General features: G+C 67.3%; 14 protein-coding genes. 4 read left to right on the forward strand and 10 right to left on the reverse strand.

Annotated features, from left to right (window positions below; all coding sequences use genetic code 11):
* Positions 1-22: 22 nt before the first annotated feature.
* The 10 genes from BMZ69_RS11335 to BMZ69_RS11380 form a co-directional block, all read right to left on the reverse strand.
* Positions 23-1,774 (reverse strand): ABC transporter permease, encoded by a 1,752-nt coding sequence (locus BMZ69_RS11335; RefSeq protein ID WP_092156742.1) that lies wholly within the window; start codon positions 1,772-1,774, stop codon positions 23-25.
* A gap of 64 nt (positions 1,775-1,838) precedes the next feature.
* Positions 1,839-2,081 (reverse strand): hypothetical protein, encoded by a 243-nt coding sequence (locus BMZ69_RS11340; protein WP_092156743.1) that lies wholly within the window; start codon positions 2,079-2,081, stop codon positions 1,839-1,841.
* A gap of 263 nt (positions 2,082-2,344) precedes the next feature.
* On the reverse strand, positions 2,345-3,502 hold the full coding sequence (locus BMZ69_RS11345) for a DSD1 family PLP-dependent enzyme (RefSeq protein WP_092156744.1): 1,158 nt from the start codon (positions 3,500-3,502) through the stop codon (positions 2,345-2,347).
* The gene (locus BMZ69_RS11350) at positions 3,499-5,241 is read right to left on the reverse strand and encodes a hydantoinase B/oxoprolinase family protein (RefSeq protein WP_210188019.1); all 1,743 of its coding nucleotides are present in this window, start codon (positions 5,239-5,241) and stop codon (positions 3,499-3,501) included. Before BMZ69_RS11350 ends, BMZ69_RS11345 begins: the two co-directional genes overlap by 4 nt.
* Positions 5,238-7,313: a hydantoinase/oxoprolinase family protein gene (locus tag BMZ69_RS11355; RefSeq protein WP_092156746.1), complete on the reverse strand. Its 2,076-nt coding sequence runs from the start codon at positions 7,311-7,313 to the stop codon at positions 5,238-5,240. The genes BMZ69_RS11350 and BMZ69_RS11355 overlap by 4 nt, the downstream gene beginning before the upstream one ends.
* A complete protein-coding gene (locus tag BMZ69_RS11360) occupies positions 7,300-8,172 on the reverse strand; it encodes an ATP-binding cassette domain-containing protein (RefSeq protein WP_092156747.1) in 873 nt (290 codons plus the stop codon). Before BMZ69_RS11360 ends, BMZ69_RS11355 begins: the two co-directional genes overlap by 14 nt.
* Positions 8,169-9,134 (reverse strand): ABC transporter ATP-binding protein, encoded by a 966-nt coding sequence (locus BMZ69_RS11365; protein ID WP_092156748.1) that lies wholly within the window; start codon positions 9,132-9,134, stop codon positions 8,169-8,171. Before BMZ69_RS11365 ends, BMZ69_RS11360 begins: the two co-directional genes overlap by 4 nt.
* On the reverse strand, positions 9,131-10,015 hold the full coding sequence (locus BMZ69_RS11370) for an ABC transporter permease (RefSeq protein WP_092156749.1): 885 nt from the start codon (positions 10,013-10,015) through the stop codon (positions 9,131-9,133). The genes BMZ69_RS11365 and BMZ69_RS11370 overlap by 4 nt, the downstream gene beginning before the upstream one ends.
* The gene (locus BMZ69_RS11375) at positions 10,012-10,956 is read right to left on the reverse strand and encodes an ABC transporter permease (RefSeq protein WP_092156750.1); all 945 of its coding nucleotides are present in this window, start codon (positions 10,954-10,956) and stop codon (positions 10,012-10,014) included. The genes BMZ69_RS11370 and BMZ69_RS11375 overlap by 4 nt, the downstream gene beginning before the upstream one ends.
* A 28-nt stretch (positions 10,957-10,984) precedes the next feature.
* Positions 10,985-12,544, reverse strand: coding sequence for an ABC transporter substrate-binding protein (locus BMZ69_RS11380; RefSeq protein WP_092156751.1), 1,560 nt, complete (start codon positions 12,542-12,544; stop codon positions 10,985-10,987).
* Positions 12,545-12,687: 143 nt separating this feature from the next.
* Here BMZ69_RS11380 and BMZ69_RS11385 point away from each other — a divergent pair, with 143 nt between their 5' ends.
* The 4 genes from BMZ69_RS11385 to BMZ69_RS11400 all read left to right on the forward strand — a co-directional run bounded on the left by BMZ69_RS11385 (position 12,688) and on the right by BMZ69_RS11400 (position 17,480).
* The gene (locus BMZ69_RS11385) at positions 12,688-13,602 is read left to right on the forward strand and encodes a LysR family transcriptional regulator (RefSeq protein WP_244543331.1); all 915 of its coding nucleotides are present in this window, start codon (positions 12,688-12,690) and stop codon (positions 13,600-13,602) included.
* Positions 13,603-13,675: 73 nt separating this feature from the next.
* Positions 13,676-15,463, forward strand: coding sequence for a peptide ABC transporter substrate-binding protein (locus tag BMZ69_RS11390; RefSeq protein WP_092156753.1), 1,788 nt, complete (start codon positions 13,676-13,678; stop codon positions 15,461-15,463).
* 147 nt (positions 15,464-15,610) lie between these two features.
* Positions 15,611-16,570: an ABC transporter permease gene (locus tag BMZ69_RS11395; protein WP_092156754.1), complete on the forward strand. Its 960-nt coding sequence runs from the start codon at positions 15,611-15,613 to the stop codon at positions 16,568-16,570.
* Positions 16,536-17,480 carry an ABC transporter permease gene (locus BMZ69_RS11400; RefSeq protein ID WP_092156755.1) on the forward strand — a complete coding sequence of 315 codons (945 nt, stop codon included), beginning with the start codon at positions 16,536-16,538 and terminating at the stop codon, positions 17,478-17,480. Before BMZ69_RS11395 ends, BMZ69_RS11400 begins: the two co-directional genes overlap by 35 nt.
* Positions 17,481-17,535: the final 55 nt, after the last annotated feature.

Raw genomic sequence — 17,535 nt, forward strand, 5'->3', positions numbered from 1 at the left:
CGGAATCCTCCTGCGAAAAGGGTCAGTCGAGGCGCATCCGGCGTTCCGCCATCACATAAAGCGGGCGCCAGAGCAGGCGGTTGAAGAGCGTGACGAAGAGCGACATGACGGCGATGCCGAGCACGACGCGTGGGAAGTCGCCGGCCTCGGTCGCATTGGCGATGTAGGCGCCGAGGCCATAGGCTTCGAGCTTGGTGTCGCCCCAGCTCGCGACTTCGGCGACGATGCTGGCGTTCCAGGAGCCGCCGGACGCGGTCAGTGCGCCGGTGACGTAATAGGGGAAGATCCCCGGCAGCATGACGCGCCGGCACCAGGTCCACGAGCGCAGCTGGTAGACGCTAGCCGCCTCGCGCAGATCGGTCGGGAAGGCGCTTGCGCCGGCGATGACGTTGAACAGGATGTACCACTGCGTGCCGAGCACCATCAGCGGCGAGAGCCAGATGTCGGGGCTGGCGCCGGTCGCGACGATGGCGATGACCGCGAAGGGGAACAGCACGTTCGCCGGGAAAGCGGCGAGGAACTGCGCCACCGGCTGAACGCGCTCCGCGACGGCCGGGCGCAGGCCGATCCAGACGCCGACCGGGATCCAGATCACGCTGGCGACGGCGATCAGCAGGGTGACGCGCAGCAGGGTGACGAGGCCGCGTGCCAGCGCGTCCCAGGCATCGGACCAGGACAGGCTCTGCCCGAGATAGGCGATGGCGGTCCACATCGCCCAGAGGCCGAGCGCGAGGACCAGCGCGAGCCAGGCCCGGTCGAGCGCCTTGCTGGCCCCCGCACTGACCTCACGGCGCACAGGCGGCGCATTGCGGACGCGCACCAGCAGCAGCCGGCCGCCCAGCCAGACGAGCGGAGCCGTCAGGCGCTTGAGCAGGCGGGTGCGCCGGGCGAGCGCATGCACCCAGGAGCGCGGCTTCTGCTGGCCGGCGGTCTGCTCGAAGCGGAACTTGTCGGCCCAGGCGACGATCGGCCGGAACAGCAGCTGGTCGTAGAGGCCGATCACGATCGCCATCGCCAGCACCGCCCAGGCCACGGCGGCGAAATTCTGTTCCTTGATCGCGAGCGCCAGCCAGGAGCCCAGGCCCGGCAACTGCACGGTAGTGTCGCCGACGGTGATCGCCTCGGAGGCGACGACGAAGAACCAGCCGCCGGACATCGACATCATCGTATTCCAGACCAGGCCCGGCATGGCGAAGGGCGCCTCCAGCCGCCAGAAGCGCTGCCAGGAGGACAGGCCGAAGCTGCGGCTGACCTCGTCGAGATCGCCAGGCACGGTGCGCAGCGACTGGTAGAAGAAGAAGGCCATGTTCCAGGCCTGGCTGGTGAAGATCGCGAAGATCGAGGCGCATTCGGCGCCGAGCTGGCTGCTTGGGAACAGCCCCATGAAGAAGGTGACGGTGAAGGTCAGGAAGCCGAGCACCGGCACCGATTGGAGGATATCGAGCGCCGGGATGATCACCATCTCGGCGCGCCGGCTCTTGGCCGCCAGCGTCGCGATGGTGAAGGTGAAGACGAGCGAGGCGATGATCGCCGCGAACATCCGCATGGTCGTGCGCAGCGCGTAGTCCGGCAGCAGCGCCGGATCGAGCACGACCGGCTCGCTGGCGAGGCCGGAGAGCGGGGCGCGCATCGCCGCCGCGCCGTGCAGCGCGAGGACGGCGAGCGCGGCCAGCAATGCGAAAGCCGCGAGGTCATAGAGATTGGGCAGGACGCGATTGCGCGCCAGGGTGGCGAGCGCGCTGCGCCCGGCGTCACGGTTCGTTGCGAACACCATTGGAACCTCGGCGGAAAGGCGATGGCCGCGACCGGCGGCCGAACTTGCGGGCTGAGCGGTGAGGTCAGGCGGCACGCCTGCGCGATGAGCGGCGACTGCCGTCCTCGTCGCGGCACTCGCTACCCTCGCTGCCCCAGCGGCATTCCAGGCGCCCGTCGGCCGCACTGATGCGCCATTCGGCGAACAGAATCCGCCGCTTCGGCATAGCCGCGCGCGGAAGCGTGCGGTTGCTCTGGCGAAAGCCGGGCCATGCCGGCGCCTGCACAGAGGCGGTTACAGAATGCCGAAATGCGACGACGTTGTTCATGGCCCACCTCTCCGATCCCGGTGGGGCCGTCCGACGCGCGGACGGGCGCACACGACGACGCGCGCCGCAGCGATTGCTGCACACGATCGATCGTCATGGCCACGTCCCTGCGACGGAAAGCCGGCTGCTGCGAAAGGTCTCGCGATCAGCGCCGCGAAGACACGGCCTCTCTGCGCCTCAAGACGATGGCGATCAATCGGACGATGGGATCGCGGCCGATACCTTGGTATAGCGCCGCCAGCGCCCCATGCGGCGGGCCTGGTTCAGTCGGCGCGGCCCCGCGCCTCGACCGGCCATTGCGCGACGAGGTCGGCGCCGCGGACGACGTGCAGGATGTCGTGCAGATTGATCGTCGGGTCGCAATGCGGGACCGTGCATTCGACGACCGTCCCGATCGGCAACGCGGCCTGCCCGTCCGACGGCAGGATGCGGCCGAACTCGTCACCGCACCATTCGATCCGCCCGACCAGTTCGCCGCCGAGGAAGACGCGCGGCGGCGGGCCGTCGAGCGCAAAGCTCTTGCTGCCGCCATCGGTGATGGCGAAGCCGAGCGAGCTGTGGCCGATCACGGTAACGGCGATGCGCAGCGCGGGCTTGAACTCCGGCCCGCCCCTGCCATGCATGTCGACACTGCCATAGGCCTCGTCCATGAAGACATAGGAGCCGGCCTGGATCTCGGTCAGCAGCCTGTCCTCACCGTCGAGGAGATGGCTGCCGGTACCGCCGCCCGAGACGATCTCCGGCGCGAAGCCAGCCTGACGCAGCGCCTCGATCATCGAGGCCAGCAGCCGGCCCATCTCCTGATTGGCGGCACGGCGCGCGGCGAAATCGTCGATATGCTGGACGCGGCCCTGATAGGCCTGCACGCCGCAATAGCGCAGCCCATCCAGCCCGGAGACCAGCCGCGCCAACTCGACAGCCTCGGCCGGCGTCGCGACGCCGCTGCGCTTCAGCCCGACATCGAGATCGACCAGCACGTCGAAGACCCTACCGTGTCGCTGTGCCGAATCGGCATAGGCAGCCGCCAGATCGGCCCGGTCGACCACGACACCGATACGCCCACCGGCCGCCGCAGCGCGCGCCAGCGCATCGATCTTCACTGGGCTGGCGATCGGGGCGCTGAGCAGGAGATCGCGGACGCCGCCCTCGAACAGCGCCAGCAATTCGCCCGGCTTGGCGCAGCAATTGCCGAGCGCTCCCGCAGCCATCTGCCGGCGGGTGATCTCGGCGCATTTGTGCGATTTCGCATGCGGCCTGAGATTGAGCCCGGCCTTGCGGCAGGTCTGCGCCATCAGCGCGACATTGTGCTCGAACAGATCGAGATCGAGCACGGCTGCCGGCGTCTCCAGGCGCGCCCGGCTGCCAGGAACGCCGACGAGCTGTTCGTTGAGGGCAGCCGCACCGAACAGGGGCGTGGTCATCTCCTCGCCTCCGCAAGCGCAGTGCGTCGGCGGATCGTCGCGTCGCGATCGATGCTCACGCCGTCGGCGGCGAAAACCACGCCATAGTCGCGTGCGGCGCCCTCCGCCGTGACCTTGCCCTCGCGCAGATCACCCTGGATGCGGATCGGATCACGCTTCAGCGCATCGCCATAGCCGCCACCGCCGGCCCCGATCAGGCGAAAGACATCGCCGGCGTGGGCGTTGAAGCTCTCCATCGGCATGGTCGGCAGGACCTGCTGCGTGCCGTCGGCCCGGATGAGGATGTGGGCGGACGGAGCACCGGGGCTGCCGCCCTCGAAGCCGAAGGGCGGGTGGTCGCGCCGGTCTCCGCGCAGCACGAAGCGGACCGGCGCCAGGAAGCGGAATTCGCGGATGAGCGACAGCCCGCCGCGGAACTCGCCGGGACCGCCGGTATCCGGCACCAGCCCATAGCGCAGCACCTCGACCGGCATGTCGGCCTCGATCATCTCGACCGGCTGGTTGGAGAGGTTTGCAGCAGGATTGGAGATGCCCTCGATGCCGTCCTTGCCGGCGCGGGCGCCCCAGGTGCCGACCACCATCTCGTTGAGCACGAAGGACCGCCCCTCATGCGTGCCGCCGGCGGCGAGCAGATAGGGGCCACCCTCGGAGCCACCCATGGCCCGTTCGGGCACGATCTGCGCGAGCGCCTGCATGATCGCATCGAAGACGCGGTAGCCGACGACGCCGCGTGCGCCGCAGGCGGCCGGATAGCGCGGATTGACCAGGCAGCCCTCGGGCGCCCTGACCGTGATCGGCCTGAGATAGCCCTCGCAATTGGGGATATCCTGTTGGGACAGGCAGCGGATCGCGCAGAAGGAGGCCGATTCCGGCAGCGAGATCGGGCAGTTGATCGAGGCGGCGACCTGATCGGCGGTGCCGGTAAAATCGATGTCGATCGTGTCGTCGGCAACGGTGACTGTCGCAACGATCGGCAGAGGCTCAGGGTTCTCGCCGACGCCGTCGATATAGTCGGTGGCGCGATAGACGCCGTTCGGCAAGGCCCGGATGACGTCGCGCATCATCGCCTCGGCATGGTCGTGCAGCGCCTCGATATAGGCGTCGAGCTCCCGCGCGCCATAGCGGCCGATCAGGGTCTTCAGCCCCTCCTCGGCGACATTGCAGGCGGCGATCTGGGCGCGGATGTCGCCGAGCACCTCGACGGGGGAGCGCGTGTTCGCCTCGAGGATGCGGAAGACCGCTTCGACGGGTTCGCCGGCCTCGTAGAGCTTGAGCAGCGGGATACGCAGGCCTTCCTGCTGGATCTCGGTCGCGTAGATCGCGACCGAGCCCGGCACGATACCGCCGAGATCGTTGTGATGAGCCACCGTCGCGGCGAACCCTGAGAGCCGGCCGTCGACGAAGATCGGCTTCAGGATGTAGATGTCCGGCAGGTGCTGGCCGCCGGAGCCATAGGGATCGTTGGCGATCAGCACATCGCCTTGTTTCAGCGCGTCGCCATAGCGCTCCCTGACGAAGCCCATGATCCGCGGGAAGGAGCAGAGCTGGATCGGCAGGGTCAGCCCCTGCGCGATCACCCGGCCTTTCGCGTCGCAGAGCGCGGTCGAATAGTCCATGATGTCGCGCACGACGGGCGAATAGGCCGAGCGCATCACGATCAGCGCCATCTCGTCGGCGGTCGAGGCCAGCGCGTTGCGGATCACCTCCAGTGTGATCGGGTCGATCTCGCGCATGCTCATGCGGCCTCCAGGGCGATGTCGATATTGCCGGCCTCGTCGAGCCTGGCGCTCTGGCCGGGGCCGACGACACAGGTGCAGTCGTATTCCTCGATGACGAAGGGACCGCGCCGGGCCGTGGCGTCGAGATCGGCCCGGCCGATCACCGCGATCGAGGCAGCGGGCCCGCTAGCGCCGAAGGAGACAGCCCGGTCGGCCCGGCGCATCGGCGCCTCCGCCGCGAATTGCTGGCCCGGCGCGACGAGCGGCAGGCGCGCCGTCAGGCGGGCATTGACGAGATGGACCGCGTCCTTCTGCGAGCGATGGCCATAGGTGCGCTCATGCTCGCGGTGGAACAGTTCGCCCAGCTCGGCGATGTCGAGGCGCCTCGCCGGCACCGTCAGTTCATAGGCCTGGCCGACATAGCGAAGGTCGGCGGCAAAGCGGAATTCGGCCTGCGCGAGATCGTAGCCTTCGAGCGCGAGGATGCGGCGGGCGTCGGCGCCGAGCTCGGCGAAGAGCTGTTCCAGCCCGGCATCGTCGAGCTCTCCCGCCCGCCGCCGCGACGGCCGCACGAACTCCTGCTCGACATCGGAGCGCAGCAGGCCGAGCGCGCTGAAGACGCCGGCGGCGCGCGGGACGATGACGCGGCGGATGCCGAGCGCGCTCGCGACCTCGGCCGCGACCACCGGGCCATTGCCGCCGAAGGCGACCAAAGTCGCCTGGCGCGGATCGCGGCCGCGATAGGTCGAGACCGCCTTCACCGCCCGCGTCATCGTGGTCACTGCGAGCGTCAGCACGCCGCGCGCCGTCTGCTGCAGGTCGAGGCCGAGCGGGCGGGCGACCTGGTCGTTCAACGCGGCACGGCCGGCATCGGCCTTTAGCGGGAAGCTGCCACCGGCAAGCGCAGTATCGTTGATGTAGCCGAGCGTCAGGAAGGCGTCGGTCAGCGTCGCCTGCTTGCCGCCTAAACCGTAGCAGACCGGGCCGGGCCAAGCCCCGGCGCTCTGCGGGCCGACCGAGACCTGGTTCATCCTGTCGATGGCAACGATGCTGCCGCCGCCGGCGCCGATCTCAGAGACGTCGATGAAGGGCATCTTGATCGGATAGCCGCCGCCTTTGACCAGCTTGCTCGACAGATTGATGCCGGCGCCGACCTCGTATTCGGTGGTGCGGGCCGGCTCGCCATGCTCGATCAGCGCCGCCTTGGCGGTGGTGCCGCCCATGTCGAAGGAGATGATGCTGGGCTCGTCACCGCCTGAGACCAATCGCGCACAGGCGATGACGCCGGCAGCTGGACCGGATTCGACCAGCGACGCCGCGCGCTTCACCGCCGAGCCCAGCCGCATGATGCCGCCGCCGGAATGCATCATCTCGACCTGGCATGTGACGCCGATCGAGGCGAGCCGCGCCGTCAGCGCGCTGGCATAGTTGCGCACGACCGGGCCGATATAGGCGTTCACCACCACGGTCGAGGTACGCTCGTATTCGCGGATCTCCGGCAGGATCTCCGAGCCGCGGCAGATATAGACGCCCTCGCCGAGCTCGGCGCGCAGGATCTCCTCGGCCTCGATCTCGTGTTGCGGATTAGCGTAGGCGTGCAGGAAGCTGATCGCGACGGCTTCGACGCCCTCTTCACGGAAACGCTTTGCCGCCTCTACCACGTCCTCCCGCGAAAGCGGCACGCGCACGGAACCGTCGGGGCCGAGCCGCTCGCGGACCTCGAGCCGTAGGCGCCGCGCGGCCAGCGGCTTCGGCTTGTCGTATTGCAGGTCGTAGAGCACCGGGATGCGCAGGCGGCGCATCTCGAGCACGTCGCGGAAACCGGCAGTGGTCAAAAGTCCGGTGCGGGCGCCCTTGTATTCGAGGATGGCGTTGGTCGCGACCGTGGTCGCGTGGACGATGCCGGTGATGCGGTCGGACGTGGTCTGGTAGTCCTCGATCAGTGCCTTGAGCGCCTGGGCGATGCCGCGGCTGTAGTCGTCCGGCGTCGACGGCACCTTGCGGGTCTCAATCAGCCCGTCGTCGCGCGCGACCACGACATCGGTGAAAGTGCCGCCGATGTCGATGCCGATCCGGTAGCTATGTTGCGCCATGAATGTCTTCCCGGGGTTCTGGAGCGACCGCGTCGGCACGGACAGGCAACGGCGTGCGCCGGCCGGCGAGGCCCTTCGGCACGGCGGCGATGAGGGCTTGGGTGTAGGGATGCTGTGGCCGGTCGAGTATTTCGAGGCACGGCCCCTGCTCGACGATCGCGCCCTTGCGCATCACGACGATGCGGCTGCACAGTGTGCGCACCAGAGCAAGGTCGTGGCTGATGAAGACGAGGGTCAGGCCGAGATCGCGCGTGAGGCGCGACAGGAGATTGATCACCTGCGCCTGCAGCGAGACGTCGAGCGCCGAGACCGGCTCGTCGGCGATCAAGACCTCCGGCTTCATCGCCAGCGCCCGCGCTAGGCCGATGCGCTGACGCTGGCCACCGGAGAGCTCATGCGGCAAACGCGGCCCGATCTCGGGGCCGAGCCCGACCAGCGTCAGCAGATCCGCGATCTCGCTATCGCGCTGCGCCCTGGGCACGCCGAGCAGCGCCAGCGTCTCGCCGAGGCAGCGCGCCACGCTCTTGCGCGGGTTCAACGCGCTGCTCGAATCCTGGAAGACCATCTGCACGCGCCGGCGCCACGGCCCGGCATGGTCGCGCATCAGCTCGCTCATCGACTGGCCGTCGAGCAGCACCTCGCCGGTGGTCGGCCGTGCCAGCCCGACCGCCAGGCCGGCCAGGGTCGACTTGCCCGAGCCGCTCTCGCCGACGATGCCGACGACGTCGCCGCGCATCACGTCGAGGCTGACATCGTCGAGCGCGACGAGCCGGCTGTCGCGCCCCACCAGACGGTCGAGCAGCCCGCCCTGCGGGAAGGATTTGCAGACGCCGCGCAGCGACAGGATCGGGCCGGTCATCGCGGCCTCCAGCAGGCGGTGCGGTGGCCGGCCTCAGTGACAAGCGCCGGCATTTGGCTGGCGCAGGGCTCGGCGGCATCTGGACAGCGCGGCGAAAACGGGCAGCCTGCCGGCAGCCGTCCGAGCCGCGGCGGCGCGCCCTCGATCGCGGTCAGCGGGCCGACCGGGCCGGAGAGACTCGGCACGCAGGCCTTGAGCAGGCTGGTATAGGGATGGCGTGGCGCAAGCTCGATCGCCTCGACCGGCCCGTCCTCGACGACCTTGCCGCCATACATGACGACGACGCGGTCGACGATCTCGGCGACGAGCTGAAGGTTGTGCGAGATGAAGACGACGGCGAGGCCGAGCTCGTGGCGCAGCTCGGCGATCAGGTCGACGATCTGGGCCTGGACGGTGACGTCGAGCGCCGTGGTCGGCTCGTCGGCGATCAGGAGGCGCGGCCGGCAGGCGATCGCCATGGCGATCAGGGCGCGCTGGCGCATGCCGCCTGAGAACTCGTGCGGGTAGGAGGCGAGGCGCCGGCCGGCATCGCGGATGCCGACGCGCTCCAGCGCTTCCGCCGCGATGCGCCGTGCCTCGGCTGCGGAGACGCCGCGATGGGCCCGTACCACGTCGGTGATCTGACGGCCGATGGTCAGCGCCGGATTGAGCGAGCTCTGCGGATCCTGGAAGACCATGGCGATGTCGCGCCCGCGCAGGGCCCGCATGCGCTTCTCGTCGGCGGCGAGCAGGTTCTCGCCGTCGAACACGACGCGGCCGCCGGTGATCCGGGCCGGCGCGCCGAGCAGCCGCATCACCGCGAGCATGCTGAGGCTCTTGCCCGAGCCGGACTCGCCGACGATGCCGACGGCCTCACCCGGCGCGACGCAGAAGTCGATACCGCGCACTGCCTCGATCATGCCGCCATCGGCCGAACGGAACCCGACGCGCAGGCCCTCGACGCTGAGCAGGGCCGGGCTCATGCGACCAGCGTCCTGGCTTCGCTGCGCGGATCGAACAGCTCGCGCACCGCGTCGCCGAGCAGGTTGAAGCCGATCACGGTGAGCGAGATGGCGAGGCCCGGGAAGACCGGCAGCCACCATTCGCCGGAATAGATCGCGCTGCGGGCATCGGAGAGCATGGTGCCCCAGCTCGGCTGCGGCGGCTGCACGCCGAGGCCGACGAAGCTGATCGACGCCTCGATGACGATGCCGATCGCGACCAAGAGCGTGCCCTGCACGATGATCGGCGACAGGCAGTTCGGCAGCACGTCGCCGACGACAATCTGCCAGTGCGAGGCACCCTGCAGGAAGCGGGCGCGGACATAGTCGGCCCCGGCGATGCGCTTGGCGACCGCATAGGTGACGCGGGCGAAGACCGGCGAGAACAGGCAGCCGACGAGGACGACGATCTTGACCTCGTTCGGCAGCAGCAGCGGCCCCACGGGTAGAGGCCCGACGCCGAGGATGCCGACGATGGCGATCGCCCAGACCAGCAGCGGGATCGAGGCGATGCCGTCGACGATGCGCATCACGACCTGCTCGCCGAGCCCGCCCTTGTAGGCGGCGAAGATCCCCGCGGAGACGCCGATCGCTGCGCCGATCAGCACCGCACCGATGCCGACCGAGAGCGAGGCGCGCGCCCCGAACAGGATCCGGCTCAGCACGTCGCGGCCACCCTGGTCCGTACCGAGCCAATGCTGCGCATTGGGCGCGACGAGCCTGTCCTCGATGTTCAGCGCGAGTGGGTCGTAAGGTGCGATCAGCGGCGCGAAGATCGCGGCGAGCACGATCAGGCCGACGATGCCGGCGCCCAGCCATCCGCTCCAGTCGAGGCCATGAAGGGCTTTGCGCAAATCGCTCATGCCGCCGCCCTCTGGCGCGGATCGAGCACGCGGTTGATCAGGTCGGCGCCGAGATTGGCGAAGACGAAGATCGCGGTGAACAGGAAGACGATGCCCTGCAGCAAGAGGAAGTCGCGCTGCGAGATCGCGTTCAGCAAAGCGCGCGACAGCCCGGGAATGTTGAACACCTGCTCGATGATCAGCGCCCAACCGAACATGTAGCCGAAGGATAGCGCCGCGAGATTGACCACCGGCGGCAGCGCGTTGACCAGCGCGTAGAACACGACCTGGCGGGAGGAGAGGCCCATGGCGTGGGCGGTGCGGACATAGTCGCCGCGCAAGCTCTCCTGCAGGCTCGCCTGCGTCATCCGCGCCAGCACGGCGATGTAGTAGACCGCAAGCGAGAGCGAGGGCATCAGGATGCTCTGCAGGTGCAGCTTGAGCCCGGCCGAGAGCGGGACATAGCCTCCGGGCGGCAGCAGGCGCAGATCGACGGCAAGAAAACGGATCAGCACGATGCCGAGCCAGAAGGCCGGGATCGACAGGCCGAGCACTGCGGCGAAGCGGCTGACCCGGTCGAAAGTGCCGCCCGGCTTGAGCGCAGCCAGCACGCCGATGCCGATGCCGAAGACCAGCGCGATCAGGAAGGCGAAGAGCACGATCGACAGCGTCACCGGCAGGGCGCTGACGATGTCGGTCGCGACGTCGCGGCCGGTGACGAAGGATTTGCCGAAATCCCCGCGCAGGATGTCGCCGAGCCAGGCGGCGTATTGCGAGAGGAAGGGTCGATCGAGGCCATGCGCCTGCTCGAACTGCATGATCTGCTCTGCGGTCGCGTCGGTCCCGAGCACGATCCGGGCCGGGGAGCCCGGACCGGAGCGCGTCAGCGCGAACAGCGCGAGGCCGACGAAAAGCAGCGTGCCGATCGAGGAGACGATGCGGCCTGCGACGAGGCGGAGCATGGCGGGCTCGCTTTAGTCCTTGATCCCGTTAGACCTTGACCTCGCCGGGCGCGATGGTCAGGCCCTGATTGACCTTCACATCCTGGAGCGCCTGCCGCCAGAGATTGGAGGCGTGGACATAGCCGAGCACGCCGATCGGCGCGTCGCGGGCGGCGAGCGCCTGCAGCTTGCCGTAGAGCTCCTTGAGCTTGGCTTGGTCGGTCTCGGCGAAGGCGGCCGCGAGCGTCTGGTTGAACTCGGGGTTGTTGTAGCCCGTGCTCTTGGACAGCACCTGCTCCGGCGTCAGGCAGACCTGCATGATGTAGCTCGGCTCGCCCGGCGACATGAAGACCTGCAGCGCCGCCTGGTGCTCGCCGCGGATCGCCTGCTGGATCAGCACCGAGAACTCGTAGACCTTGAGATTGACCTTGATGCCGATCTTGGCGAGCTGCGCCTGCACGAAGATCGCCGCGTCTTTGGTGTCGAGCAAATAGGGCTCGGCCTGGATGCTGAGGTCGAATTCGGCGCCCGTCGCATATTTCGACTTGGCGAGCAGGGCCTTGGCCTTGTCGAGGTCGAAGCCGAGCTCCTTGTCGGCCTCGGCATTGAACCACCAGCCGCGCGCCGGCGCCGGCACCGAGGACGGATCGAGCAGCCCGTAATAGACCTTCTCGCCGATCGTCTTGCGGTCGATCGCAGCGGAGACCGCCTTGCGGAAGTTCACGTCGTCGAAGGGGGCTTTGAGGTTGTTGGTGTACATCAAGAGCGCGCCGCCCAGGGTCGGACGCGAGGCGCCGGTGATGCCCGGCATGGTCTTCAGCCGGTTGAACTCGCGCGGCGGCGGGGCGCTGATCAGGTCGACCTGGCCGGTCAGCAGATAGGCGACGCGGGTCGCGTCCTCCGGGATCATCTTGACGACGAGCCGGTCCCAATGCGGCAGGCCCTTGCGCCAGTAATTCGGGTTCTTCCTGAAGCTGATATAGTCGTTCGGCTTCCACTCCTCGAAGACGCCGAAGCCGGTGCCGACCCCGGCCGGCCTCGACTTGAAATAGTCGTCGCCATGCTCCTTGCGCGAGCCTGCGGGGTAGATGCCCATGTATTTGGTCAGGAAATAGAGCCAGGGGCCATAGGGTTCTGACAGCTCGAACTGCACCTTCAGCGGATCGAGCACCGTGACCTTGGCGATGCGGGTGAAGAGCGAGCGGCGCGCCGCCTTGTTGGCGGGGTCGAGCAGATAGTCGAAGGAGTATTTCACATCCTCCGCCGTCATCTTCCTGCCGTTGTGAAAGGTGACGTCGTCGCGCAATTCAAAGGTGTAGGTCTTCTTGTCGGCGGAGATCGTCGGCAGGGCCTTGGCGAGCTGCGGCTTCAGCACACCGTCGACATCATACTCGACCAGGTTCTCGAACACCGCCTGGCCGAGCACCATGGCATCGTGATTGAGCTGGTTAATCGGATCGATGGTGATCGGATTGCTCGGCAGGACGATGGTCAGCGTCTTGCCATTGTTCGGCTGGGCGTGGAGCAGGCTCGCGGGCAAAAGGCCACCGAGAGCGCCGCCTGCTGCGGCTGCGAGAAACGCACGGCGATTTGTCGGCACGGTCAGCATCGGAGCTCCCCTGTTTTATTGGCAATGCCTTGGCGGCGCCGGAGATCGGCGCCGCGCCGAACGGGGGAAAGCTAGAGCGCTGAGGCGGCGAATAAAAATAAGAAGTGCTTGCCGCTTGATTGCCTCAGGCTATCATCTTGGCGATGCGCTATACCTTCGGTCAGGCGGAAGCGTTCTATTGGGTGGCCCGGCTCGGCGGCTTCCGTGCCGCCGCCCAGCATCTCAACCTGTCGCAACCGACGGTCAGCCTGCGCATCAAGGAGCTCGAGCGCATCCTCGACGGCGAGCTCTTCGACCGCTCGCTCTATCGGCCAGTGCCGACGACGCTGGGCAATGCGATCTATGCCGATGTGGAGCGCATGCTGGCCCATGCCGAGCAAATTCAGCGCCACAGCAAGGACGGTCTGCGCGGCAGGAGCCTGCTGCGCATCGGCGCCGCCGATTCCTTCGCCGCCGCCATCCTGCCGGAGCTGCTCGCCCAGCTGGCGCGCCGCCATGCCGAATTGCAGGTCGACGTCACCGTCGACTTCAGCACGAAACTCGAGCAACTCCTGCTCGACCGCTCGATCGATATCGCCTTCCTCTCACAGCCGCGCGCGCATGAGGGGGTCACCATCGTCCCGCTCTGGCTGATCGACCTCGTCTGGGTGGTGGGCGAAAGCCTGCCCTTCACCGGCAACGTCGCGACGCCGGAAAATCTGGTCGACCTGCCGATCTTCACCAACAGCTCGCCGTCCGGCCTGTTCACCACCATCCAGATGTGGTTCGGCGCGCATGGTCTGAAGCCACGCCGCCTCAACACCTGCAATCCGCTGACCGTCATCGCCCGTCTCGCCAGTGCCGGCACGGGTGCCGCGATGATCCCGCGTGAGATGATCCATCTCTCGGGCGAGAAGCTGGCGCTGCGCGTGCTGGAAGCCGATCCGCCGATCCCCTCGCATAACCTGTGCGCGATGTGGTGGAACAACGAATCCGCCGAGGAGTGCAGTTATCTCGCCAATCTCGCTCGCGAGATCGCAGCTGAGCATGTCCTGTTGGCGGCAAAAAACAGGGCATAGCCGCAGAGCCGGGCATGCATTACGCTCCCTTACCGGCCACCTCACAATAGGCCAGCTAAAACAGGGGATTGTAATGGACGAGCGTACACTGAGCAGCTTGATCGAGAACGTGAAGGACGGTGCGATCTCCCGCCGCTCCTTCATTCGCAGACTGGCTGCCGTCGGCATCACGGCGCCGATCGCTTCACAGATCCTGGCCTGGAACGACGTCGCCATGGCGCAGGCCTCGCTGCAGTACAAGCCGACCAAGGCCGGCGGCGGCGGGCCGCTGAAGATCCTGCTCTGGCAGGCTCCGACGCTGCTGAACCCGCATTTCGCCAGCGGCACCAAGGACCAGATCGCTGGCCGCATCTTCTTCGAGCCGCTCGCCGGCTGGGACAAGGAGGGAAACCTCACCCCGCAGCTCGCCGCCGAGGTTCCGAGCCGCGCCAATGGCGGCCTCTCGGAAGACGGCAAGGTGGTGACCTGGAAGCTGAAGCAGGGCGTCAAATGGCATGACGGCAAGCCGTTCACCGCCGACGACGTCGTCTTCACCTGGGAATATGCCGCCGATCCGGCGACAGCCGCCTACACCACCGGCTCCTACACCAACATCAAGGTCGAGAAGGTCGACGACCACACCGTCAAGGTGATCTTCAAGGAAGCGACGCCGTTCTGGGCCGATCCTTTCGTAGGTGTCGTCGGCCAGATCCTGCCGAAGCACCATTTCGGCGAGTACAAGGGCGCCAAGTCGCGCGAGGCCCCCGCCAATCTCAAGCCGGTCGGCACCGGCCCCTACAAGTTCGTCGACTTCAAGCCGGGCGATATCCTGACCGGCACGCGCAACGAGGACTACCACGTCAAGAACCAGCCGCATTTCGACACGATCGAGGTCAAGGGCGGTGGCGACGCGGTCTCGGCGGCCCGTGCCGTGCTGCAGACCGGCGAGTTCGACTACGCCTGGAACCTGCAGGTCGAGGACGAGGTCCTGAAGAAGATGGAGACCGGCGGCCGCGGCAAGGTCAGCGCGGTCGCCTCGGGCGACATCGAGTTCATCATCCTCAACACCACCGACCCGTGGACCGAGGTCGACGGTGAGCGCTCCAGCGTCAAGACCAAGCACCCGACCCTGTCGGATCCCAAGGTGCGCGAGGCGATCAACCTGCTGATCGACCGCGATTCGATCCAGAAGTTCATCTATGGCCGCGGCGGCACCGCGACGGCGAGCTTCGTCAACGAGCCCAAGCAGTTCAAGTCGCAGAAGCTGAAATACGAGTTCAACATCGAGAAGGCCAACAAGATCCTCGACGACGCCGGCTACAAGAAGGGCTCTGACGGCATCCGCGAGAAGGACGGCAAGAAGCTCAAATACGTCTACCAGACCTCGATCAACGCCCCTCGCCAGAAGACGCAAGCGATCATCAAGCAGGCCTGCCAGAAGGCCGGCATCGACCTTGAGCTGAAGTCGGTGACGGCATCGGTGTTCTTCTCCTCCGACGTCGCGAACCCCGACACCTACACCAAGCTCTATGTCGACATGGAGATGTATACGACCACGCAGCCGCAGCCCGATCCGGAGCGCTTCCTCAACCAGTTCGTCTCCTGGGAGATCGCCACCAAGGAGAACAAATGGCTGGGCCGGAACGTCTCGCGCTATTCCGACCCGGAGGCCGACAAGGCCTACAAGGCTGCCCAGAAGGAACTCGACCCGGCCAAGCGCGCCGCGCTGCTGATCAAGGTCAACGAAATCTTCTGTGAAGCCAATGTGATCCTGCCGCTGCTCTCGCGCACCCGCGTCGCCGCCTCGGTGACCAATCTGATGCACGATCACAGCGGCTGGGACGTCGACACCTGGAACGTGGCTGCCTGGTATCGCAGCTGAGGCCGGCTAGACCGCTCGCGGACGATTGATACCGTCCGCGAGCGGCTCCCTGCCGCTTCCGCGCGAGCTGCCTCGGTCCGGTGGTGTCTCGTCGCCATCAGCCCGTGCGGCTCGCTTTTGCGACACCCCGCTTTCCGGGAATCCTTGATGGCGACTTATCTTCTGCGGCGATTGCTCATCGCCATACCGAGCCTGCTCGGCATCAGCCTGATCCTGTTCACGGTCCTGGCGCTGGCGCCGGGCGATCCGTTCTCGGAGATGGCGACAAACCCCAACGTCCCGCCCGAAGTGCGCGAAGCGCTGCGCGCCAGCTTCGGCCTCAACGACCCGATCATGGTGCGCTATCTGCGCTGGCTTTCCGCCATGGCGCAGGGCGACTGGGGCTTCTCCTTCGCCAGCCGGATCGATGTCGATACCCTGATCATGCAGCGCGTGCCGACCACGCTCTTCGTCGTCGGCACCTCGCAGATCCTGGCGCTGTGCATCGCGCTGCCGGTCGGCATCTACGCGGCGACGCGGCCCTATTCGGTCTTTGACCAGATCGCCAACACGCTGGCCTTCGTCGGCTTCTCGTTGCCGACCTTTTTCACTGGCCTGCTGCTGATCCTGCTGTTCTCGATCAAGCTCGACTGGTTCCCCTTCGTCTACCGCTCCGACATCGCCGCCACCGGCTGGCGCTGGTATTGGGAGATGTTCCGCCAGGCGATCATGCCGATCACCGTGCTCGGCCTGTTCCAGGCGGCGTCGTATACGCGCTATGTCCGCTCAGCCGTGCTCGACGTGATCCGGCTGGACTACGTCACCACGGCGCGGGCCAAGGGCCTCAGCGAGAAGCGGGTCACGCTGCGGCACATCACCCGCAATGCGCTGATCCCCGTCGTGACGCTGGTCGCGCTGCAGATGCCTGCCGTCTTCGGCGGCGCCATCGTCACCGAGCAGATCTTCCGGATCCCCGGCATCGGCTCGCTGCTGATCGACGCGATCCTCGCCAACGACACCCCCGTGATCATGGCTGTGACCTTCGTCTTCGCCTGCCTGGTCGTCCTGTTCAACCTCATTGCGGACCTGCTCTATGGCTGGCTCGACCCTCGCATCTCCTTCGGCTGACCCGGCCGTGGCCGCAGTGGCCGCCGCGACCGTATCGGTCTCGCCCGGCCGCGAAACCTGGCGGCGTTTCCGCCGCCACAAGCTCGCCATGGCGAGCGCGGTCATCCTCGCCTCGCTGATCCTCGGCGTCGTCGTCGGCCCGTGGATCTGGACCATCCCGATCAACGACATCGACTTCTCGGCGACGTTGCAGGGGCCGTCGCTGGCGCATCCGTTCGGCACCGACGATCTCGGCCAGGATATCCTGGCGCGGATGATGTATGGCGGGCGCATCTCGCTCGCCGTCGGCCTCGCCGCCATGGTGGTCGCGACCACTGTCGGCGTCGTGATCGGCGCGACGGCAGGCATGTCGCGCAAGGTCGCCGACCCCGTGCTGATGTGGGTGACGGACCTCTTCCTGTCGCTGCCACAGCTGCCGCTGCTGCTGCTCGTGATCTACCTGTTCCGCGAGCAGCTCAAGGCGGTGTTCGGCGTCGAGGGCGGTGTCTTCATCCTGATCGTCGTGGTGATCGGCGGCCTGCGCTGGATGCCGGTCGCGCGGCTGGTCAGGGCGCAGTTCCTCTCGCTGCGCGAGAAGGAGTTCGTCGAGGCCGCCAAGGCTCAGGGCGCCACCAAGTTCCGCCAGATGACGCGGCACATCCTGCCCAACGCGGTCGGACCGGTCATCGTCGCCTCGACGATCGAGGTTTCCTCGGCGATCATCGCGGAATCGACGCTGTCCTTCCTCGGCCTCGGCTTCCCGCCGGACATCCCGACCTGGGGGCGTCTGCTCTTCGACGCCAAGGACCATCTCGACTCCGCGCCGCACTGGGCGCTATTCCCCGGTGCGGCGATCTTCCTGACCGTCCTGTCGATCAACTTCATCGGCGACGGCCTGCGCGACGCGCTTGATCCGCGCCGGGTGATCTGACGGAGGGGAGAGGTCCTTCCTTCCCGAAAACAGGAGGCCCGGGCCGTCATCGGCC

The sequence above is a fragment of the Allobosea sp. CRIB-10 genome (assembly GCF_900112185.1).
Taxonomy (GTDB): Bacteria; Pseudomonadota; Alphaproteobacteria; order Rhizobiales; family Beijerinckiaceae; genus Allobosea.